A 20950-nucleotide genomic window follows, 5' to 3' on the forward strand; every position below is an offset into this window, starting at 1 on the left:
CTCAGGTGGCGTGCCGGTGCGGGTCAGGCCCGCAGGCGCAGGCCTCTCGGGGTGGCGAGGAAGCCGGCCGCCTCCAGCGTCCGGCCCAGGGGCGAGGTGAGGGAGGAGACGCCGTTCGTCCGCTCCACCGTCACCGTGCCCAGGGCTCCGGCGCGGGCCGAGGCGGCCAGGGCCTCGGCCGCCGCGCGCAGGGCCGGGGCCTCGGGGTCGGACGGCCAGGCCAGGAGGGTCTTGCCGCCGCGCTCCATGTAGAGCGTCAGTTCGCCGTCGACGAGGACTACGAGTGCCCCCGCCTTGCGGCCCGGTTTGTGTCCGGCGCCGTCCGGGGACTCCGGCCAGGGCAGCGCCGCGCCGTACGCGTTGGCCGGGTCGGCCGCGGCGAGCACCAGGGCCTCGGGCGCGGTGTCCGGATCCCGGCGGTCACGAGCTGTGGAGGCCGCCCGCAGCCGGTCGACCGCCCCGTCCATCGCGAACTGGGCGGCTCCCAGACCCTCGACCACATAGCCGCGCCGGGCCTGCCCGCTGTCCTCGAAGGCGGCCAGGACGCGGTACGTCGCGGAGAAGCCGCCCTCCACCCCCTCGGCCTGCACCGCGCCGCGGGTCACCACGCCGTGCCGGTCGAGGAGGGTCCGGGCCAGGGCGTGGGCGCGGTGGGTCCGCTCAGGCTCGACCGGGGGCAGCAGGGACCAGCGGCCCGACACGGTCGGCGGGCCGGTCCGGGACGCGGTCCTGGCGGCGGCGGTGAGCGAGCCGTAACGCCCGCGCGGGACGCTGCGCCGGGAGCGGTGGGCGGTGGAGCCCGCCGTCCGCCCGGAGCCCAGGAGCGAGCGCAGCGGGGCCAGGGTGTCGTTGGTGAGCCGCCCGGACCAGGCCAGATCCCACAGGGCGTCGGCCAGCTTCTGGTCCGTGCAGTCCGGGTGGGTGGTGGCCCGGACCTGGTCGGCGATCTGGCGGAAGAAGAGGCCGTATCCGCCGGAGAGTGTGGTGAGCACGGACTCGTGGAGCGCCGACAGCTCCAGCGGGTGCGGGGGAGGCAGGAGCAGCGGTGCGCTGTCGGCGAGGTAGAGGGAGACCCAGCCGTCCTTGCCGGGCAGCGCCCCCGCCCCGGCCCAGACGGCCTCGCCCGTGGTCGTGAGCTCGTCGAGCATCGCCGGGGTGTAGCCGAGGACCCGGCTCGGCAGGATCAGCTTCTCCAGCGCCGACGCGGGCACGGGCGCCCCCTGGAGCTGCTCGACGGCGCGGGCCAGCCCGTCGATGCCCCGCAGCCGGTGGGAGCCGAAGTGCTGCCACTGGGGGAGGAAGGAGGCCAGGGCCGCGGGCGGCACCGGCTCCAGCTCCTGGCGGAGCGCCGCCAGCGACCGGCGGCGGAGCCGGCGCAGCACCGTGGCGTCGCACCATTCCTGGCCGATGCCCGCCGGGTGGAACTCGCCCTGGACGGTCCTGCCGGAGGCCGAGAGGCGTTGCAGCGCGCCGTCGGTGACGGCCGTGCCGAGCCCGAAGCGCTCGGCGGCCCGGGCGGCGGTGAACGGGCCGTGGGTCCGTGCGTACCGGGCGAGGAGGTCGCCGAGCGGGTCCTTCACCGGCTCGGTGAACGCCTCGGGAACGCCGACGGGCAGCGCGGTGCCCAGGGCGTCGCGCAGCCGGCCCGCGTCCTCGATGGCCGCCCAGTGGCCGGCGCCGGCGATCCGGACCTGGATTGCCCGGCGGGCCGTCGCCAGCTCCGGCGCCCAGGACGGCTCGGCGCCCCGCTCGGCCAGCTCGGCGTCGGTCAGCGGTCCGAGCACGCGCAGCAGGTCGGCGACCCCTTCGACGTCCTTGACGCGCCGGTCCTCGGTGAGCCACTGCAACTCCCGCTCCAGCTCGGTGAGGACCTCGGGGTCGAGCAGCTCGCGCAGCTCCGCCTGGCCCAGCAGCTCCGCCAGGAGATGGGAATCCAGGGAGAGGGCGGCGGCGCGCCGTTCGGCGAGCGGTGAGTCGCCCTCGTACAGGAACTGGGCCACATAACCGAAGAGGAGCGAGCGGGCGAAGGGCGAGGGCTCCTGGGTGGTCACCTCGACCAGTCGGACCCGGCGCGCCTCCAGATCACCCATCAGTTCCGTGAGCCCGGGGACGTCGAAGACGTCCTGGAGGCATTCGCGGACGGCTTCCAGAACGATCGGGAAGGAGCCGAATTCGGAGGCGACCTGGAGCAGCTGGGAGGCCCGCTGGCGCTGCTGCCAGAGCGGGGTGCGCTTGCCGGGGGAGCGCCGCGGCAGCAGCAGGGCGCGCGCGGCGCACTCCCGGAACCGGGCGGCGAACAGGGCCGATCCGCCCACCTGGTCGGTGACGATCTGCTGGACCTCGCCCTGGTCGAAGACGACGTCGGCCGCCGCCACCGGCGGCTGGTCGCTGTCGTACGCCGGGACTCCGGGCGGGGGGTCGTCCTTCCCGGCGTCGGAGGACCCCGGAGGGTCGAAGTCGAGCAGATCCAGACCCATCATGTCCGCGTCGGGCAGTCGCAGCACGATCCCGTCGTCGGCGTGCATGACCTGGGCGTCCATGCCGTAGCGCTCACCGAGGCGGGCGGAGAGGGCGAGTGCCCAGGGGGCGTGCACCTGGGCGCCGAAGGGGGAGTGCACGACGACCCGCCAGTCGCCCAGCTCGTCCCGGAACCGCTCGACCAGGATGGTCCGGTCGTCCGGCACATGGCCGCAGGCCCGGCGCTGCTCGTCCAGATAGGCCAGGATGTTGTCCGCCGCCCAGGCGTCGAGTCCGGCGGCGAGCAGCCGCAGCCGGGCGTCCTCCTCGGACAGGCCGCCGATCTCACGGAGGAACGCCCCCAGGGCGCGGCCGAGCTCCAGCGGGCGCCCCAGCTGGTCGCCCTTCCAGAACGGCAGCCTCCCCGGAACGCCCGGGGCGGGTGAGACGAGGACCCGGTCCCGGGTGATGTCCTCGATCCGCCAGGACGTCGTGCCCAGGGTGAAGACGTCGCCGACGCGGGACTCGTAGACCATCTCCTCGTCCAGCTCACCGACCCGGCCGCCGCCCTTCTTGGGGTCGGCCCCGGCCAGGAAGACCCCGAAGAGACCGCGGTCCGGAATCGTGCCGCCCGAGGTGACGGCGAGCCGCTGCGCGCCGGGGCGGCCCGTGACCGCACCCCCCACGCGGTCCCACACCACCCGGGGGCGCAGCTCCGCGAAGGCGTCGGAGGGATAGCGCCCGGCGAGCATGTCGAGGACGGCGGTGAACGCCGACTCGGGCAGTGAGGCGAACGGGGCGGCCCGCCGCACCAGGGCCAGCAGGTCGTCGGCCTGCCAGCTGTCCAGGGCCACCATGGCGACCAGCTGCTGCGCCAGGACGTCCAGCGGATTGGCCGGGATGCGCAGCGCCTCGATGGCCCCTTCGCGCATCCGCTCGGTGACCACGGCGGCCTGCACCAGGTCGCCCCGGTACTTCGGGAAGACCACTCCGGTCGAGACCGCGCCCACCTGGTGTCCGGCCCGGCCCACCCGCTGCAGCCCGGAGGCGACGGAGGGCGGGGACTCCACCTGGACCACCAGGTCGACCGCGCCCATGTCGATGCCCAGCTCCAGGCTGGAGGTGGCCACCACGGCGGGCAGCCGGCCCGCCTTGAGGTCCTCCTCGACCTGGGCGCGCTGCTCCTTGGAGACCGAGCCGTGGTGCGCGCGCGCCAGCAGGGCGGGGGCCCCCTTGCCCGCCCCGGACTGGGCCATGATCTCGGCGGGGGCGTGCGCCTCCGGCAGTGCGGGGGCCGGGTCGTCGGGGTCGAAGGCGGTGCCGGTCACCCGTTCGTAGGCGATCTCGTTGAGCCGGTTGCACAGGCGCTCCGCGAGCCGCCGGGAGTTGGCGAAGACGATGGTGGAGCGGTGCGACTGGACGAGATCGGCGATGCGCTCCTCGACATGCGGCCAGATCGAGGGCTTGTCCGCCTGGCCGGAGTCCCCGTCGGTGGCGGGGGAGCCGCCGAGCTCGCCCAGATCCTCGACCGGGACGACGACCGAGAGGTCGAACTCCTTGGTGGACCGGGGCTGGACGATCTCCACCTTGCGCTGCGGCGACAGGAAGCGGGCCACCTCGTCGACCGGCCGGACCGTCGCGGACAGGCCGATGCGCCGGGCGGGACGGGCCAGCAGCTCGTCGAGTCGCTCCAGGGAGAGGGCGAGGTGGGCGCCCCGCTTCGTCCCGGCGACCGCGTGCACCTCGTCGAGGATCACCGTCTCGACGCCCGCCAGCGCGTCCCGGGCGGAGGACGTCAGCATCAGGAACAGCGATTCGGGCGTGGTGATCAGGATGTCCGGCGGCCGGGTCACCATGGAGCGCCGCTCGGCCGGCGGGGTGTCCCCGGAGCGGATACCGACGCGCACCTCGGGCTCCGGCAGGCCCAGGCGCACCGACTCCTGGCGGATGCCGGTCAGCGGCGAGCGGAGATTGCGCTCGACGTCGACCGCCAGGGCCTTCAGCGGAGACACGTACAGCACACGGCAGCGCTTCTTGGCGTCGGCGGGCGGCGGCTCGGCGGCCAGCCGGTCCAGCGAGGCGAGGAACGCGGCCAGCGTCTTGCCGGAACCGGTCGGCGCGACCACCAGGACGTCACTGCCCTCGCCGATGGCCCGCCAGGCGCCCTCCTGCGCGGCGGTGGGCGCGCTGAAGGCTCCGGCGAACCAACTGCGGGTCGCCGGCGAGAACGCGTCGAGCGCTGATCCGGTCATGTCCCCCATCGTGCACCCCGCCACTGACAACGAGCCGGTGACACCGCACGCGGTGGCCCGCTCGGCCGGTCGCGCACGACCCGGACCTGCGAGAATGGCTGTATGGCGGGAGCGGACGGCGTGGCGGAGTGGGCACGGCACTGGCAGTACGCCGCGCTGCCCGACCTTGATCTGCTGCGCGCCCGGTACGTCCGCCACACCTTCCCCCGGCACAGCCACGAGGGCTATGTCTTCGGGGCGGTCACCGGCGGGGTGGAGGACGTGGGGCTGCCGGGCGGCACGGTCCACGCGGTCCCCGGAACCGTCGTCATGATCAACCCGGAGGTACCGCACACCGCACGCTCCGGGGCGCCCGAGGGCTGGGCGTACTCCACGCTCTACCCGTCGGCCCAGGTGATCAACGACATCGCGGCCGATGTGACGTCCCTGCGCGGTACGGTCGGCTTCGCCAAGACCCGGGTGACCGACCCCCACGCCTCCCGGCTGATCACCGAGGTGCACCGGGCGGCGGAGGAGGGCAACGCGCTGGCGGCCGACAGCCTGCTGCGGATCCTGGTCACCCGGCTCCTCAGCCGGCACGGCAGCCCGTTGCCCGGCCTGACCGCGCACGCCGGGGGCGCGCGGAACGCCGTACGCGCCCGTGCCGCGCTGGAGGAGCGCATGGCCGACCCGCCCACGCTGGAGACGCTCGCCGCCGAGCTGGGCACCGGCCCGTTCGCGCTGCTGAGGGCCTTCAAGAAGGAGTACGGGATGCCGCCCCACACCTGGCTCACGGACGCCCGGGTGCGCAGGGCCCGCCGCATGCTCGACGCCGGGGTCGCCCCGGCCGAGGCCGCGGCCGCCGTCGGCTTCACGGATCAGCCGCACCTCAACCGGCACTTCACGCGGATCGTGGGCGTGCCGCCGGGTGCGTACCAGCGCGAGCGCGGAGTGCTGCGACCCGGCCGGTGAAGCGGGCGCGAACGCACCGGAGTCACCGAAAGCACCGTCCGGGCGTGCAAGAACGTACAAGACCGCGCCCCGAAGATCCCCGTAGCGTTCCGGACGTGGCAGAACAGACAGCACCCCCAGAGAGCACCGGCACGCCCGGTGCCATATCCGCCGGTCCGCCCGGCCCGGCGGCCGAGGCCCGACCGGACAAGCCGGACGCGGCCGTCGTCCGGGACGCGCTCGGCGTCGGCATCGCCGTCGGCCTCTCCGGCTTCGCCTTCGGCGTCACCTCCGCCGGATCAGGCCTCAGCCTGCTCCAGACCTGCGTCCTGAGCCTTCTCGTCTTCACCGGAGCCTCGCAGTTCGCCCTGGTCGGGGCGCTGGCCGCGGGCGGCAACCCGTACACCGCGGCGGCCGGGGCGTTCTTCCTGGGCGTCCGGAACGCGTTCTACGGTCTGCGCCTCTCCCAACTGCTCGCCCTTCCCCGCGCGGTACGGCCGTTCGCCGCCCACTGGGTCATCGACGAGACGACCGCGGTCACCCTGCCCCAGCCCACCCGGCGGGCCGCGCGCATCGGCTTCACGGTCACCGGACTCACCCTCTACGTGCTGTGGAACCTCACCACCCTGGTCGGCGCCCTGGGCGCCGAGGCGCTGGGCGACACCGACGCGTGGGGTCTCGACGCGGCGAGTCCCGCGGTGTTCCTCGCGCTGCTCGCGCCGATGCTCAGGAGCACCACCGAACGCGTCACAGCGGGACTGGCCGTCGTCCTGGCCCTGACCCTGCTGCCCGTGCTGCCGGCGGGGGTGCCCGTCCTGCTGTCGGCGCTCGCCGCGCCTGTCGTCCTCTTCCTCATGGGACGGACGAAGCGGGGACCGGGCGGCGAGAAGGGGTCGAACGGCGCGGTGACACAGCGGAAGAAGGGTGAGCGGCACTCATGAACGTCTGGATTGCCATCGGACTGAGCGTGGCGGGCTGCTACCTCGCCAAACTCCTGGGCCTGCTGGTGCCCGCGGGCGTACTGGAGCGGCCGCTCGTCCAGCGGATGGCCGCCCTGCTGCCCGTGGCGCTGCTGGCGGCGCTCACCGCGCAGCAGACCTTCGGCGACGGCCAGCAGCTCGTCCTCGACGCGCGGGCCGCCGGTCTCGGCGCGGCGGCACTCGCCCTGGTGTTTCGCGCTCCCTTTCTGATCGTCGTCGGCGCGGGCGTCGTGGTCACGGCGGTCGTACGGGCGCTGGCCTGAGCATGGGGCCGTACGTCCTGTGCGGTCTGCCGCGGTGGTCAGCCGAGCGGGCGACCGTACGCCCGCAGCGTCTCCAAGGCCCTGAGCGTCACCAGTGGGCGCCCTTCCAGCGCGGTCCCCGGCGCCCACCGGCGCCAGGTCACGGGCCAGCCGCCGTCCTCCTGCTGCTCCGCCTCCAAGTGGTCGAGTGAGCGCTCCAGCTCCTCGTCGGTGAACCAGCGTCGGGCCAGGGACCCGGGCGTACGGGCGTAGTCGTGCGGGAAGTGGTGCTCGCCGGGGGCGTAGCCCGTCGCCACGGGGTACTCCGCCCGGCGGGACGGGGCGAGCACCGCGAGCCGCTGCTCGCGCACCAGCCGGCCGAGGCGGTCGGCGGCCGCCTCGGCGCGGGCCCGGTCCGGGGCGCCGTCCAGAAAGGCGACCGCGGCCTCGACCTCGTAGGGGTGGGACTGCTCCAGAGCCTCGACGGCGCTCCAGCAGAAGTCCGTCGCCCGGAACAGCCAGGCGTTCCACACCTGATTGGCGTGCAGCAGCCCGACGACCGGGCCGGTCGCGAGCAGCTCCGCCGGCGGGTCGTCCACGATCGGGATGAACGGGGCCGCGGGATAGCCACGCTGCGTGGGCAGCAGAGCGGGCAGCGCGCCTTCTTTGGTTGATACATCGGTCAGAAAGCGGCAGATCCGTTCGACGCGCTGTCCGTCGCAGCGGCCGATCGAGTCGAGAACGCTCAGTGCGTGGGCGGTGTGCAACGGCTGGCTGACCGGGCCCCGGAGATCGGGTTCCAGCGCGTGACCGTAGCCGCCGTCCTTGTTGAGGTAGGCGGTCAGGGCCGTCTCGACGGGGTCGGGATCCCCGCCCAGGAAGGCGTGGGCGAACCTCCTCTGCTCGAGGACGCGGGCGGTGAGCCAGATGAACTGCTCGGCACGGGCGAGGGTGTGTGCTCCGGTTCCAGCCATGGACCGACCGTAGAGGGCGAAGGGGCCGGGCACATGCCAGGTGGACCTGCTGCACTCTCAGGAGCGGGATACTGGTGGCATGCGGTTGACGATTTTCTGGGAGCGGATGGCCGACCATTTCGGTGCGGCGTACGCCGACTCCTTCGCCCGTGACCATGTGATGGCCGAACTCGGCGGCCGCACGGTGCGCCAGGCCCTGGACGCGGGCTGGGACGCCAAGGACGTCTGGCGCGGGGTCTGTGCGGCCATGGACGTCCCGGCGGACAAGCGCTGAACGTCTCACGAACGTCCAGGAAGACCCGAACGCCCCGGCCTGCCCCGATGGGCGAGCACTGAGCCTGTGAGACCCCGCTTTCGGCGGGCGCGGAGCCGGAGCGGCCGGTTCGGGTCGGGGGACCGGCTGTCCGTGGCGTAGGCGAGACTTGTCCCGTGTCATCGACAGACGAGAGCGCCCCGGCCCAGCCGTCCGCCTCCCCGCCCGCTCCGCCGGCCGCCCCACCGGCGTCGCCGTCCGGATCCGGCGGGGTCCGTATGCCCGGCTGGCTGCCGCGTGCGATGGTGCTGGCCCTGGCGCTCTACGCGTGCTTCCAGCTCGGCAGCTGGGCGTTCGACCAGCTCATCGGGTTGCTGACGAACATTCTGATCGCGTTCTTCCTCGCGCTCGCCATCGAGCCCGCGGTCGGCCGGATGGCGGCTCGCGGGATGCGCCGCGGACTCGCCACGTTCCTCGTCTTCCTCGCTGTGACGATCTTCGGCGTCGGATTCGTGGTGCTGCTCGGGTCGATGCTCGCCGGCCAGATCGTCGACATGGTCGACGAGCTGCCCAAGTACATCGACTCGGTGATCAACTGGGTCAACCAGACCTTCCGCACCGAACTCTCCCGGGTCGAGGTCCAGGACAGCCTGCTGCACTCCGACTGGCTGCAGAAGTACGTCCAGAACAGCGCCACCGGAGTGCTCGACGTCTCCACAACGGTGCTGGGCGGGCTGTTCCGGCTGCTGACGATCTTCCTGTTCTCCTTCTACTTCGCGGCCGACGGCCCCCGGCTCCGCCGCGCGCTGTGCTCCGTCCTGCCGCCGGCCCGGCAGACCGAGGTGCTGCGCGCCTGGGAGATCGCGGTCGACAAGACCGGCGGCTACATCTACTCGCGCGGTCTGATGGCGCTGATCTCCGGCGTCGCGCACTACATCCTGCTGGTCATCCTCGAAGTGCCCTACGCCCCGGCGCTCGCGGTCTGGGTCGGACTCGTCTCGCAGTTCATCCCCACCATCGGCACGTATCTCGCGGGCGCCCTGCCCATGCTGATCGCCTTCACGGTCGACCCCTGGTACGCGCTGTGGGTGCTCGGCTTCGTCGTGATCTACCAGCAGTTCGAGAACTATGTGCTCCAGCCCAAGCTGACCGCGAAGACCGTCGACATCCACCCCGCGGTCGCCTTCGGATCGGTCATCGCCGGCACGGCCCTGCTCGGCGCGGTCGGCGCGCTGGTCGCCATCCCCGCGATCGCCACGCTCCAGGCATTCCTGGGCGCCTATGTGAAGCGGTACGACGTCATGGACGACCCGCGCGTGCAGGGGGGAAGCACCCGCGCGCCCGGTAGGCCGTTGCCGTCACGCATGCGCCGCCTGCTGCAAGGACCACGGGCCGGCGGCCGCGAGGGAGCGGAGGGCACGCCGGACGGGCCGCGTCAGCGGTAGCGGTGCCCGTTCGGCGAGAACAGCCGACGTCAGCGGTAGACCGTCACGTCGGCCGGGAGGCCCGGGTCCTGGACCTCGTTCAGATAGCGCCAGGCGTCGGGCCGGTCCCCGTCCACGTCGGTGAAGCCGTACACCTGGGCGAGCTGCCCGCTGGAGAGCGACCTGCCGTTCCAGCGGGCCACCTCGGGATCGCCGGCGAGGGCGGCCACGGCACGGCCGACGTACGCGGGTGACTCGGAGATCGCGAAGTGGGGCGTCTGGGCGACGGCGTCACGCCAGGTCGCCTCGGTCACCCCGTGGGCCTGGAGCATGGCCTCGGACCGGAGCCAGCCCGGGGTGAGCGCCACGGCCGTCGCGCCGTGCGGCGCGAGTTCATGGCCGAGGGCGAAGGCCATCCGGTTCACCGCGGCCTTCGCCAGGTCGTAGAAGAACGAGACGCGGTAGTGGGACGCGTTGTACTCGTCCGTCCCGTCGGTCATCTCGACGACCAGCCCGCCCGGCGTCTCGATCAGCAGCGGCAGCGCGAAGTGACTGGTGATCGCGTGGGTGTCGACGGCCAGGCGCAGGGTGTGCAGTCCGGTGTCGAGCGACGACTCCCACACCGGCTTGTCCCACTCGATCTCCGCACCCCAGATGTCGTTCACCAGGATGTGCAGGGCGCCCTGTTCGCTCGCGATCCGGGCCACGAGCGCCCTGACCCGGTCGGGGACCAGATGGTCGACCTGGACGGCGATCCCCCGTCCGCCCGCCGCGTCGACCAGGGCGGCGGTCTCCTCGATCGTCTCGGGCCGGTCCATCTCGGAGCGCTCGGAGCCGCTGGTACGGCCGGTCACGTACACGGTCGCCCCGGCGGCGCCGAGCTGGACGGCGATGCCTCTCCCGGCCCCGCGGGTGCCACCGGCGACGAGCGCCACACGACCGGCCAGATCGGGGCCGGGGTGCTGCCCGCCGTGGGGTGCTCCGGGCTCCGTAGTCGCTCCCATACCGACCGAATATAGGGCGATACGCCGATGTGTGCAGGTGGTCGGTGGCCTGGCCGGGCCGCTGGGGCAGAGCGTCCGCTCAGGACAGGACGCGGTAGGTCACATGGGTCACGGCGTCCCCGTGCGCGTCTCGACCTGCTCGAGATCCAGTGGCGGTACGCCGTCGAAGAGGCGGCTGCCCGCGCCGAGCGTGAACGGCACGATGTGCAGCCGCAGATCGTCGACCAGGCCCGCCGCGAGGTACTGGTTGATGGTCCGCGCGCCGCCGTGGATCGACACGTCGCGGTCTCCGGCGGCCTCGCGGGCCCGACGGAGCGCGGACTCGATGCCGTCGGTGACGAAGTGGAACGTGGTGCCGCCGTCCATCGGCTGCGGGTCGCGCGGATGGTGGGTGAGCACGAAGACGGGGGCGTGGTACGGGGGATTGTCGCCCCACCAGCCCTTCCAGTCGCGATCCCACGCGTCGCGTACGGGGCCGAGCATGTTGCGGCCCATGATGAAGGCGCCGACCGTCTCCAGCCGGTCGAGCTCGGCCTGGCGCAGCTCCGGCGTCGCGAACATCCACGAGTGCAGCCGGTCGCCCCAGCCGTCGCCGCCGTCCTCGCCGAACGGGCGCTGTTCGCTCTGATCGAGCCCGGCCGAGTATCCGTCCACGGAGATCGAGAGGTCGCAGGTGACCCTGCCTGAATGTCCGGTCATGATGCCGTCCTCCTGTGGCGACCGTGCGGCGCCTGCGGGGTGAACCGCCCGATGCGGCTGTCACGGGGGTAGACCGCCGAGGGCCCGAGAACTCATCGTGCCACCGCGCCGCCGCACCCGCGTGGTGCGCTTGACACGAAAATCGAACATCCATTCTGATGGGATTCCGGCCGGGATTTCCCGGGCCCGGCCGTGGAGTTGTCCACAGGCCGGGAGGACGTCGAGGCCCATTGTCAGTGGCAGGGGTTAGCGTCTGTGACGTGAAGCGATCGACTCAAGCAAATCGGGTGGAACCCATGGCAGGAACCGACCGCGAGAAGGCGTTGGACGCCGCGCTCGCACAGATTGAACGACAGTTCGGCAAGGGTGCGGTGATGCGCCTCGGTGAACGGCCGAACGAGCCCATCGAGGTCATCCCCACGGGATCGACCGCCCTCGACGTCGCCCTCGGCGTCGGCGGCCTGCCGCGCGGCCGCGTGGTGGAGGTGTACGGACCGGAGTCCTCCGGTAAGACGACGCTGACGCTGCACGCCGTGGCGAACGCGCAGCGGCTGGGCGGCTCGGTGGCCTTCATCGACGCCGAGCACGCCCTCGACCCCGAGTACGCGAAGAAGCTCGGCGTCGACATCGACAGCCTCATCCTGTCCCAGCCGGACAACGGTGAGCAGGCGCTGGAGATCACCGACATGCTGGTGCGCTCGGGCGCGCTGGACCTGATCGTCATCGACTCCGTGGCGGCCCTGGTGCCCCGTGCGGAGATCGAGGGCGAGATGGGCGACTCGCACGTGGGCCTCCAGGCCCGGCTGATGAGCCAGGCCCTCCGTAAGATCACCAGTGCGCTCAACCAGTCCAAGACCACCGCGATCTTCATCAACCAGCTCCGCGAGAAGATCGGCGTGATGTTCGGCTCCCCGGAGACCACGACCGGTGGCCGGGCGCTGAAGTTCTACGCCTCGGTGCGCCTCGACATCCGCCGGATCGAGACGCTGAAGGACGGCACCGACGCGGTCGGCAACCGCACCCGCGTCAAGGTCGTCAAGAACAAGGTCGCCCCGCCGTTCAAGCAGGCGGAGTTCGACATCCTCTACGGCCAGGGCATCAGCCGCGAGGGCGGACTGATCGACATGGGCGTGGAGCACGGCTTCGTCCGCAAGGCCGGCGCCTGGTACACGTACGAGGGTGACCAGCTCGGCCAGGGCAAGGAGAACGCCCGCAACTTCCTCAAGGACAACCCCGACCTCGCCAACGAGATCGAGAAGAAGATCCTGGAGAAGCTGGGCGTCGGCGTCCGCCCGGACGCCGATGCGGGCGAGCCCGCAGCGGACGCGGCTGCGGCACCGGCGGCCGACGCGGCGGCGAAGCCGGCGGCCACCGCGACCACCAAGGCCAAGCCGGCCAAGACCGCGGCGGCCAAGAGCTAGGCCGTGACGCGTCGTACGGAGTGGCCGGACAGCCCTGCCGAGCCCGGCGACGACGCCGGATCCGGCTACGGGCCCATCGACGCGTCCGCCGCCGCGCGGGGGGCGGCAGCGGACGACGTCGGGGCGCGGTCCGGGCGCCGCTCACGCGAGGGAGCGGGCGCCGGGAGCGGATTCGGCGAGGGGGCGGGCCGCCGCGCCCGCTCCGGCACCAGAAGCAGCGGCTCCCCTTCCTCATCGAGGGCCGAGAAGGGGGAGCCGCGTGACCCGGTCGAGCAGGCGCGCAACATCTGCCTGCGGCTGCTCACCGGGACACCGCGGACGCGTAAACAGCTCGCGGACGCCCTGCGCAAGCGGGAGATCCCGGACGAGGCGGCCGAGGGAGTGCTCGCCCGCTTCGAGGACGTCGGGCTGATCGACGACGCGGCGTTCGCCGGGGCCTGGGTAGAGTCCCGGCACCACGGCCGGGGGCTCGCGCGCCGTGCCCTCGTCCGTGAGCTGCGGACGAAGGGCGTGGACTCCGCCGTGATCGACGAGGCGGTCGGGCAGCTCGACCCGGACCAGGAGGAGGAGACGGCGCGCGAGCTCGTGGCCCGCAAGCTCCGCTCCACGCGGGGTCTGGACCGGGACAAGCGGCTGCGTCGCCTGGCGGGGATGCTCGCCCGCAAGGGATACGGGGAGGGCATGGCCCTGCGGGTGGTGCGTCAGGCGCTGGAGGAGGAGGGCGAGGACACGGAGGGCCTCGACGAGCCTCTCTGACGCTGATCATCCGACGCCGATCATCCGACGCCGATCATTCGACGTCGATCATTCGCCGGTCCTTCGTCAGTTCCTTGTCCGGCGCTACTGTCCGGCCAGGGACGCGCGACGGATGGTGGCGTCGACGAGCGCCAGGGCATCGGCAGCGGTGCGGCCGGGATGGCGGTTCCAGGGGCCGATCAGCCCGGGCCACCCCTGCGCGCGCAGCTCCGTGATCAGCCAGGCGCCGGCCCGGTCCACGGTGTCGAGGGAGCCGTAGCCGAGGCGGTGAGCGGAGACCATCGCGCCGCAGACACAGCGTGCTCCCCGGGCGTTCCGCAGCCGGTACGGGGTGTTCTGCCAGCCCCATTCGGCCAGGATCTGCCGTGCGTGGCCGAGATGGGCCGAGGGACGCAGGTCGCTCTGCCCGACCCGCCGCCAGAGGTGGACGCGGTCGGGCAGCATCGCTCCCAGCCGTCCGGGCAGCGGGCGCTCGTTTGGAGGCGGCGCGGGGAGAGCACGCAGGGTGTCGTCGATCAGCCGGTCCACGGGCACGGACAGCAGGCCCCGCCAGTCGGAGGGCCTTGCAGGTCCGGGGGCGGGGGCAGGGGCGGGCTCGTATGCGGTGTGCCCCCAGCCCGTGACGATCTGCTGCCATGCCTGGGTGTCGTGCAGCCGGGCAGCCTGGCCGTCGAGCTGATCGGGGGTGAGGACAGTGGTCGCCATATGTGGTTATCTCCGTACATTTCGGTCCTCTGTGTGAGGCGAATGTCGGTCACGCGCGGCGATTGCTCCAGCGGAACGTGGCGTTCGGGTGTGTGGCAGCAGAAACCTGGCGTCCGGCACCTGAGGTCAGGTGCCGGACGCCAGGGGGACGGGTACCAGGTTGCGGGGGCCGGGCGTCAGGTGGCGGAGACCGGGAGTCCCGCCGCGCGCCACGCCTGGAAGCCGCCGATCAGATCGGTGGCCCGATGGAGTCCCAGCTGCCGCAGCGAGGCGACCGCGAGGCTGGAGGCGTATCCCTCGTTGCAGATGACGACGACCTGGAGGTCGTGGCCGACCGCCTCGGGCGCACGGTGGCTGCCCTGCGGGTCGAGTCGCCATTCCAGTTCGTTGCGTTCGACGACCAGCGCGCCGGGGATCAGTCCGTCCCGGTCGCGGAGTGCCGCGTACCGGATGTCCACGAGCAGGGCCCCGGCCTCCGCCGCCGCGGCGGCCTCGCGCGGGTCGATCCGGTCGTAGCCGGCCCTGACCCGCTCCAGCAGCTCGTCGATGCCCACCGTGACAGGGGTGTCCGTGCTTCGGTTCTCGCTCACTGCCAGTCATCGGGGCTTTCGGTCTGCTCCAGCCGGAGCACGGCACCGGTGCGGCTGAACCGGCGGATCCGCGGCAGCGGCGGGTAGTAGGCATGGACGGAGACCGCGTGCACGTCCTCGGACTCGTTGAGGACCTCGTGGACGTGGTTCAGCCCGAAGGCCCGGCCCTGACCGGTCGCCAGCTCCCTCGACCGGTCCACCCCGTCCGTCAGCTCCAGCGTCTTCCAGCCGTCGGTGGGCAGCCGCACGGCCAGTGAGTGCTCCTTGAGGGCGCCGGCCGCCGTCGTGAACGCGCCGATCGAGTCGGCGTGATCGTGCCAGCCCGTACCGGTGCCGGGCGGCCAGCCGATCAGCCACGCCTCGCTGCCGCCGGGGCCGTCGAGCCGGATCCAGGTGCGGCCCTCCGGATCGAGGGGCAACGAGGCGATGAGCGCCTCGTCCCGGGCGGTGCGGCGGACGAAGTCCAGCAGTTCCGTGATCGTCGGCGCGGCCGCGGCGGAAGAGGAGGCAGGGGAGGCGGATGAGGAAGCGGAAGGAGAAGGCACCGAGCCGGCCGTGGGCACGGCGGAGTGAGCGGAAGACACGAGGACCGTCCTGAGAGTTCGCGCGGGGTTCCGGCCGTGCGGAAAGCGGCACGGACCGGCAGAGGGAGGCGATTCAGCAGGACGGGCGACACACGCAGCCCGCGTAACGGACGAGGTCCATATGGACCCTCCGCCACAGGCGCACATCGGTGTCGGTCATGATCTGGAGTACACCACGCGTGCCCGTGACGGTCAATGTGCGTCCGCCGCGGACGCAGACGCGCGGCGGACGCCGGACCACCGGTCAGCGATGCCCGGCGGTCCCCTCGGCATGGACCCGCGCCCGGCTCCCCTTCTCGCCGCCGCTCTCCCGGCCCTCGCTCTCCTCGTCCTCCGCCTCCGCGCGCTCCCGCCCGCCACGGGGCGCACCGCCCAGGGCGGCCTGCGCCGCGGTGAACAGCTCCGCGGGCCGTACACCGCCGAAGGCCGCCACCAGATGCCCGTCCGGCCTGACCAGGAGCACGGTATGGGCCGACGCCCCCGGATAGCTCTCGGTGACCAGCAGCTCCGTCGTACCGGGGAGCGCCGCCACGGCGTCCGTGAGGCGGGGCATGACGCCCGCGGTCTGCCAGTGCCGCCGGTCCCAGACACCGGTTCCCGGCGCTACCAGGATCACCAGCGGATGGCCCTGCCCGAGCCGCTCCCGCAGTCGGGTCGTCGTTCCGTCCGGCGCGGTCACCGTCACATCGGCGACCGGCGCACCGGGGGGCGTACTGACAACGGTGTGCGCCTCGGCGTGCGGCGGTGAAAGGGGGGAGTGCGAGTACGAAGGGGGCGCACCCAGTGCTCCGCGGCCCAGATGGCCGTCGGCGAGGAGGGTGTCGTGACCGCGTGCGGCGCCCGGGACCAGGGTCCGCAGACCGCCTCCGCCGCGCAGTATCGGCAGCGACTGATCGGCGGCGCGCAACCGGGCGGCCACGGCGGCCCGCCGCTCCGCCTGGTAGCTGTCGAGCAGCTGCTCGGCCGGGCCGTGATGCCAGGCCTGGGCCAGCTTCCAGGCCAGGTTCTCGGCGTCCCGGACGCCCTCGTCGAGTCCCTGCGTGCCCAGAGCGCCCAGCAGGTGTGCCGCGTCCCCCGCCAGGAAGGCACGCTGCTTGCGCCAGCGCCGGGCGAGCCGGTGGTGGAGGGTGTGGACGCCGGTGTCCAGCAGTTCGTACGCCGGGGTCTCGCCGCACCAGCCGGCCAGCGTGTCCCGGATCCGGGTGATCACCGCTTCGGGGGTGACCAGTTCGCCGCGCGGCGGGAGCAGCCAGTCCAGCCGCCAGACGCCGTTCGGCAGCGGCCGGGCGGAGACCTCCTCGCCGCCGGTCCGCCAGGGCGGCTGCCGGTGCAGAACGGCCTTGTCCGGCCAGGGCAGTTCGGCCCGGAGCGCGGCGACGGCATGGCGCTCCACCGCCGTACGGCCGGGGAACCGGATGTCCAGCAGCTTGCGTACGGTCGAGCGGGCACCGTCGCAGCCGACCAGATAACTCCCGCGCCACCACGTCGATCCCGGCTCCGTGGTGTGCACCGTGATGCCGTCGCGGTCCTGCTCCAGCGTGTCGATCCGGCTCATCGGCACCAGCCGGACCAGCGGTTCCTTGTCCACCGCCGCACGCAGCGCGGTGCTCAGCTCGTGCTGCGGCAGGTGCAGCGGCGAGGGAAGGAGACCGGGGAGCGGCTCACCGTCCTCGTCCGGCCGGCCCCCGCTCAGCGGCATCTCCCGGACCGACTGCTTCCGGCGCATCGAACGCCAGCCCGTCCAGCGCAGCCCGACCCGGTCCAGCTCCCGGCAGCCGAGACGGCTCACCAGGTCGGCGGTGTCCTCGCGCAGCACGACCGTGCGGGCGGGTCGGGGCTCCTCCGTGCCGGAGCCCTCGTCGAGGAGCACCGAGGGGACGCCCTGGGCGGCGAGGGCCAGCGACAGCGTCAGGCCGACGGGCCCGGCGCCGACGACGATCACCGAGTCCACGGCGCGTACCCTCCGGCCCTTACGGTCATGCGGAACGTGGCAGAGGTAGCCGGGTGCGTGATCACAGAACGTATGCAACCCACTGGTGGTGCTTGCGTCAAGTGACCGAGGCAGCGACGCGTGCGCCGCTGCCTCGAATGCTCCTGCCGGGAGGGGCCGGTAAGGCCCCGGGGAGGTCAGTTGCCCGTCACACCGGTCCCACCGGCACCGCCGTCCGTCGGGCCTGCGCCCCCTGCGCCCCCCGCATCAGGGCCGGGAATGGCGGCCGCGGCGGCGAAGCTGTCGGTCTGGACGCCGGGCGCCACCTTGATGCCGGTCTTGGCCCGGCGGCCGCGCTTCTCGATCCACGTCGCCAGCGCCGAGAGCAGCAGACACATCGCGATGTAGATCGTGCCGATGACGACGATCGTCGAGACGTACGGGTACTGGCCGTTCACCTGGGTGTTGGAGGCGATCAGACGCGCGGTCTGGAGCAGCTCCGGGTACAGGATGATGAAGCCGAGCGAGGTGTCCTTGAGGGTCACCACGAGCTGGCTGATGATCGTCGGCAGCATCGACCGGATCGCCTGCGGCATCAGGACGGTCGTCATGACCTGCGTCTTGCTCATACCGAGGGCGTACGCGGCCTCGCTCTGGCCCTTGGGCACCGAGTTGATCCCGGCGCGCAGCACCTCGGCCTGGACGCAGCCGTTGTAGACGGAGAGGCCCGCCGCCAGCGCCCACATCGAGTAGTCGGTGAGGAAGCCGACCCAGATCGCGTAGATGGTGATCAGGAGCGGCAGCGAGCGGAACAGCTCGATGAAGGTGGTCGCCACCCAGCGGACCGGCTTGTGGTCGGAGAGCCGGCCCACTGCCAGGAGCACGCCGAGGACCAGCGAGCCGACCGCGGCGAGACCGAACGCCTTGAGGGTCGCGAGCACCGCGTCGGCGATGTTCTGCCGGATGCCCGCGTAGTTGAAGATGTCCCACATCTCGGGGGCGAGGTGCCCCTTGTCGGCCAGCCGCATGATGCTGACGGCGATCAGCGCCACGATGGCGAGGCTGCCGACGACGGCGTAGATCCGGTTGCGGACGACGGCCTTGGGGCCCGGGGCGTCGTAAAGAACGCTGGCGCTCATCGGGCGACCTCCATGCGGCGCTCCAGCAGCCGGAAGAGGCCACTGATGGTAAAGGTGATGATCAGGTACCCGATGGCCACCCAGATGAAGACGGGGACGATGTCGTAGCCCTTGTCGCTCATCAGCTTCTGCCAGCCGAACAGTTCGGCATTGCTGAAGGCACCGGCGATCGCGGAGTTCTTCGTCAGGGCGATGAAGATGCTGCTCAGCGGCGGGATGACCGTCCGCGTCGCCTGGGGGAGCACCACGATCTGCAGGGTCTGGGCGAAGGTCATGCCGATCGAGCGCGCGGCCTCTGCCTGCCCCAGCGGGACGGTGTTGATGCCGGAGCGGACCGCCTCGCAGACGAAGGACGAGGTGTAGAAGCCGAGGGCCAGGGAGCCGAGGACGAACGGGCTCATCCCCGGGAAGAGGATCTCCGGCACCACGAAGAAGAAGATCAGGAAGAGCAGCGTCAGCGGGGTGTTGCGCATCAGCGTCACCCACGCGGTGCCGAAGTACCGCAGCGGCGGCACCGGCGAGACGCGGAATCCGGCGACCACGACACCGAGAACCAGGGCGATAAGCGAGCTGACGGCGGTGATCGACACAGTTCCTATGAAGCCGTCGCGGAACGCTGGGAAATTGTCGAGCAGTACGTTCATGAGGTCTCCGCGTCGGCGGTCATCGGCATCGGGGCAGGGGAAGGAGCGCCCCGTTCACCCGCCGTCCCCGGTCGGAGGGGGACGGCGGGGGCGTACGGGACGCCGGGGAAACTCGCGGAGCGTCGTGACAGGTGTCGGCGCTCGGACACCCGGAGCTGCCGGGCGCCCGACGATGCCGGGCGCCCGAAGGCGTCAGTAGCGCTCGATGGCCGGCGGGTCGACGAAGTCCGAGCCGGACAGACCGAGGGTGGCCTCGTAGATCTTCTTGTACGTGCCGTCCTTGACGCGGTCCTCCAGCGACTTGCTGATGGCCTCGCGGAGCACCTTGTCGTCCTTGTTCAGGCCGACGCCGTAAGGCTCGTCGGTGAAGGGCTTGCCGACGACCTTGAGCTTGCCCTTGTTGGCCGCGGCGTAGCCCTTGAGGATCGAGTCGTCGGTGGTGACGGCGTCGACCTGCTTGGTCAGCAGCTGCTGCACGCAGTCGGAGTACTTGGCCAGCTCGACGACGCTCGCGCCGTACTCGGGCTTCTTGATCTCCTGCAGCGGCGTGGAGCCGACGATCGAGCAGACCTTCTTGCCCTTCACCGACTCCTTGCCGGTGATCGCCGTCTCGTCCTCGCGCACCAGGAGGTCCGCGCCGGCCTTGTAGTACGGACCGGCGAAGCCGACCTGCTTCTTGCGCTCGTCGTTGATCGTGTAGGTGCCGACGTAGTAGTCGACCTGGCCCTTGGAGATGGCCGTCTCACGGACGCCGGAGTCGACGGTCTTCCACTCGATCTGCTTCTCCGAGAAGCCGAGGTCGGCCGCGACCATCCTGGCGATCTCGATGTCGAAGCCCGAGCGCTCCTTGGTCGCCTGGTCCTCGAAGCCGAGGTACGGCTGGTCGGCCTTGGCACCGATGATGAGCTTGCCGCGCTCCTTGGCCTTCTTGAAGACCGGGGAGTCGAGGGCGACGTCCATGGCGGCGGTGTACTTGGGCAGCTCGGGGGCACCGGAGGCGCCCGGCTGGGTGCCGCCCGGTTTGTCACCGGCGGAACCCTCCTTGCCACCACACGCGGTCGCGGTCAGGGCGAGGACGGCGATGGCCGCCACGGCGGCGGACTTGCGGAGCTTCATGTGAACAATCCTTAGGTCGTGGGTCGTTGTCGTCAGTGGTGAAGGATCTTCGACAGGAAGTCCTTGGCCCGGTCGCTGCGCGGATTGCTGAAGAACTGGTCGGGCGCCGCCTCTTCGACGATCTTCCCGTCCGCCATGAACACGACGCGGTTGGCGGCGGAGCGGGCGAAGCCCATCTCGTGGGTGACGACGATCATCGTCATGCCGTCCCTGGCCAGCTGCTGCATGACTTCGAGGACCTCGTTGATCATCTCCGGGTCGAGCGCCGACGTGGGCTCGTCGAACAGCATGACCTTCGGGTCCATCGCCAACGCTCGTGCGATCGCCACGCGTTGCTGCTGGCCGCCGGAGAGCTGCGCCGGGTACTTGTCGGCCTGTACGCCGACGCCCACCCGGTCGAGCAGGGTCCGGGCTTTCTCCTCCGCGGCCTTCTTGTCGGCCTTGCGGACCTTGATCTGGCCCAGCATGACGTTCTCCAGCACCGTCTTGTGTGCGAAGAGATTGAACGACTGGAAGACCATGCCCACGTCGGCACGCAGCCTGGCCAGCTCCTTGCCCTCCTGGGGCAGGGGCTTGCCGTCGATCGAGATCGCTCCCGAATCGACCGTCTCCAAGCGGTTGATCGTGCGGCACAGCGTGGACTTGCCGGACCCGGAAGGCCCGATGACGACCACGACCTCGCCCCGGGCGATGGTCAGGTCGATGTCCTGGAGCACATGCAGCGCGCCGAAGTGCTTGTTGACGTTGCTCAGTACGACCAGGTCGTTCGCCGCGGGCGCGGCATCCTCGGCGTCCTTGGTCACTGAAACTCCGCTCATCGGCTTCTTGCTCCGTCCTGCTCGGTTGAAGA

The 20950-nt window shown here is 71.9% G+C and carries 19 protein-coding genes and 1 pseudogene; 7 read left to right on the plus strand and 13 right to left on the minus strand.

Going from position 1 to position 20950, the window contains the following annotated elements; all coding sequences use genetic code 11:
- Positions 1 to 23: 23 nt before the first annotated feature.
- On the minus strand, positions 24 to 4709 hold the full coding sequence (locus WQO_RS26725; protein WP_010063514.1) for an Lhr family ATP-dependent helicase: 4686 nt from the start codon (positions 4707 to 4709) through the stop codon (positions 24 to 26).
- Between the two features lie 102 nt (positions 4710 to 4811).
- Here WQO_RS26725 and WQO_RS26730 point away from each other — a divergent pair, with 102 nt between their 5' ends.
- The 3 genes from WQO_RS26730 (at position 4812) to WQO_RS26740 (ending at position 6882) form a co-directional block, all read left to right on the plus strand.
- Positions 4812 to 5660: an AraC family transcriptional regulator gene (locus tag WQO_RS26730; RefSeq protein WP_010063511.1), complete on the plus strand. Its 849-nt coding sequence runs from the start codon at positions 4812 to 4814 to the stop codon at positions 5658 to 5660.
- A 95-nt stretch (positions 5661 to 5755) separates the two neighbouring features.
- Positions 5756 to 6580: an AzlC family ABC transporter permease gene (locus WQO_RS26735; RefSeq protein WP_010063510.1), complete on the plus strand. Its 825-nt coding sequence runs from the start codon at positions 5756 to 5758 to the stop codon at positions 6578 to 6580.
- Positions 6577 to 6882, plus strand: a complete 306-nt coding sequence (locus tag WQO_RS26740) for an AzlD domain-containing protein (RefSeq protein ID WP_010063509.1) — start codon at positions 6577 to 6579, stop codon at positions 6880 to 6882. Before WQO_RS26735 ends, WQO_RS26740 begins: the two co-directional genes overlap by 4 nt.
- 38 nt (positions 6883 to 6920) lie before the next feature.
- Here WQO_RS26740 and WQO_RS26745 read toward each other — a convergent pair whose 3' ends face one another.
- The gene (locus WQO_RS26745) at positions 6921 to 7835 is read right to left on the minus strand and encodes a hypothetical protein (RefSeq protein WP_029182611.1); all 915 of its coding nucleotides are present in this window, start codon (positions 7833 to 7835) and stop codon (positions 6921 to 6923) included.
- 79 nt (positions 7836 to 7914) lie between these two features.
- On the opposite strand from WQO_RS26745, the gene WQO_RS26750 reads away from it, so the two are divergent.
- Together WQO_RS26750 and WQO_RS26755 are read left to right on the plus strand one after the other, a co-directional pair.
- Positions 7915 to 8109 (plus strand): DUF3046 domain-containing protein, encoded by a 195-nt coding sequence (locus WQO_RS26750; protein WP_010063507.1) that lies wholly within the window; start codon positions 7915 to 7917, stop codon positions 8107 to 8109.
- Between the two features lie 257 nt (positions 8110 to 8366).
- Complete coding sequence (locus tag WQO_RS26755) at positions 8367 to 9533, plus strand: AI-2E family transporter (protein ID WP_010063505.1); 1167 nt, start codon at positions 8367 to 8369, stop codon at positions 9531 to 9533.
- Between the two features lie 29 nt (positions 9534 to 9562).
- Here WQO_RS26755 and WQO_RS26760 read toward each other — a convergent pair whose 3' ends face one another.
- Both WQO_RS26760 and WQO_RS26765 read right to left on the minus strand, forming a co-directional pair.
- A complete protein-coding gene (locus tag WQO_RS26760; RefSeq protein WP_010063504.1) occupies positions 9563 to 10447 on the minus strand; it encodes an SDR family oxidoreductase in 885 nt (294 codons plus the stop codon).
- Between the two features lie 148 nt (positions 10448 to 10595).
- Positions 10596 to 11215, minus strand: a pseudogene (locus WQO_RS26765) (dihydrofolate reductase family protein).
- Positions 11216 to 11511: 296 nt separating this feature from the next.
- Here WQO_RS26765 and recA point away from each other — a divergent pair.
- Both recA and recX read left to right on the plus strand, forming a co-directional pair.
- On the plus strand, positions 11512 to 12636 hold the full coding sequence (gene recA / locus WQO_RS26770) for a recombinase RecA (protein ID WP_010063502.1): 1125 nt from the start codon (positions 11512 to 11514) through the stop codon (positions 12634 to 12636).
- A gap of 3 nt (positions 12637 to 12639) precedes the next feature.
- Positions 12640 to 13392 (plus strand): recombination regulator RecX, encoded by a 753-nt coding sequence (recX, locus tag WQO_RS26775; RefSeq protein WP_058954113.1) that lies wholly within the window; start codon positions 12640 to 12642, stop codon positions 13390 to 13392.
- Between the two features lie 84 nt (positions 13393 to 13476).
- Here recX and WQO_RS26780 read toward each other — a convergent pair whose 3' ends face one another.
- The 9 genes from WQO_RS26780 to WQO_RS26815 all read right to left on the minus strand — a co-directional run bounded on the left by WQO_RS26780 (position 13477) and on the right by WQO_RS26815 (position 20918).
- Positions 13477 to 14097, minus strand: a complete 621-nt coding sequence (locus WQO_RS26780; RefSeq protein WP_010063498.1) for a DUF6197 family protein — start codon at positions 14095 to 14097, stop codon at positions 13477 to 13479.
- Positions 14098 to 14273: 176 nt separating this feature from the next.
- Positions 14274 to 14687, minus strand: coding sequence for a rhodanese-like domain-containing protein (locus WQO_RS26785; RefSeq protein WP_010063497.1), 414 nt, complete (start codon positions 14685 to 14687; stop codon positions 14274 to 14276).
- Complete coding sequence (locus tag WQO_RS26790) at positions 14684 to 15271, minus strand: cupin domain-containing protein (protein ID WP_010063495.1); 588 nt, start codon at positions 15269 to 15271, stop codon at positions 14684 to 14686. The genes WQO_RS26785 and WQO_RS26790 overlap by 4 nt, the downstream gene beginning before the upstream one ends.
- A gap of 73 nt (positions 15272 to 15344) precedes the next feature.
- Complete coding sequence (locus tag WQO_RS37435; RefSeq protein WP_311605579.1) at positions 15345 to 15431, minus strand: putative leader peptide; 87 nt, start codon at positions 15429 to 15431, stop codon at positions 15345 to 15347.
- 84 nt (positions 15432 to 15515) lie between these two features.
- Complete coding sequence (locus WQO_RS26795) at positions 15516 to 17222, minus strand: FAD-dependent monooxygenase (RefSeq protein ID WP_058954114.1); 1707 nt, start codon at positions 17220 to 17222, stop codon at positions 15516 to 15518.
- 176 nt (positions 17223 to 17398) lie between these two features.
- Positions 17399 to 18340 carry an amino acid ABC transporter permease gene (locus WQO_RS26800; RefSeq protein WP_010063493.1) on the minus strand — a complete coding sequence of 314 codons (942 nt, stop codon included), beginning with the start codon at positions 18338 to 18340 and terminating at the stop codon, positions 17399 to 17401.
- Complete coding sequence (locus WQO_RS26805) at positions 18337 to 18984, minus strand: amino acid ABC transporter permease (protein ID WP_006128036.1); 648 nt, start codon at positions 18982 to 18984, stop codon at positions 18337 to 18339. Before WQO_RS26805 ends, WQO_RS26800 begins: the two co-directional genes overlap by 4 nt.
- A 192-nt stretch (positions 18985 to 19176) precedes the next feature.
- Entirely contained in the window at positions 19177 to 20100 is a 924-nt protein-coding gene (locus tag WQO_RS26810) for a glutamate ABC transporter substrate-binding protein (RefSeq protein WP_010063492.1), read from the minus strand.
- A gap of 32 nt (positions 20101 to 20132) precedes the next feature.
- A complete protein-coding gene (locus tag WQO_RS26815; RefSeq protein WP_029182610.1) occupies positions 20133 to 20918 on the minus strand; it encodes an amino acid ABC transporter ATP-binding protein in 786 nt (261 codons plus the stop codon).
- Positions 20919 to 20950 lie beyond the last annotated feature (32 nt).

Source organism: Streptomyces globisporus C-1027 (assembly GCF_000261345.2).
Taxonomy (GTDB): Bacteria; Actinomycetota; Actinomycetes; order Streptomycetales; family Streptomycetaceae; genus Streptomyces; species Streptomyces pakalii.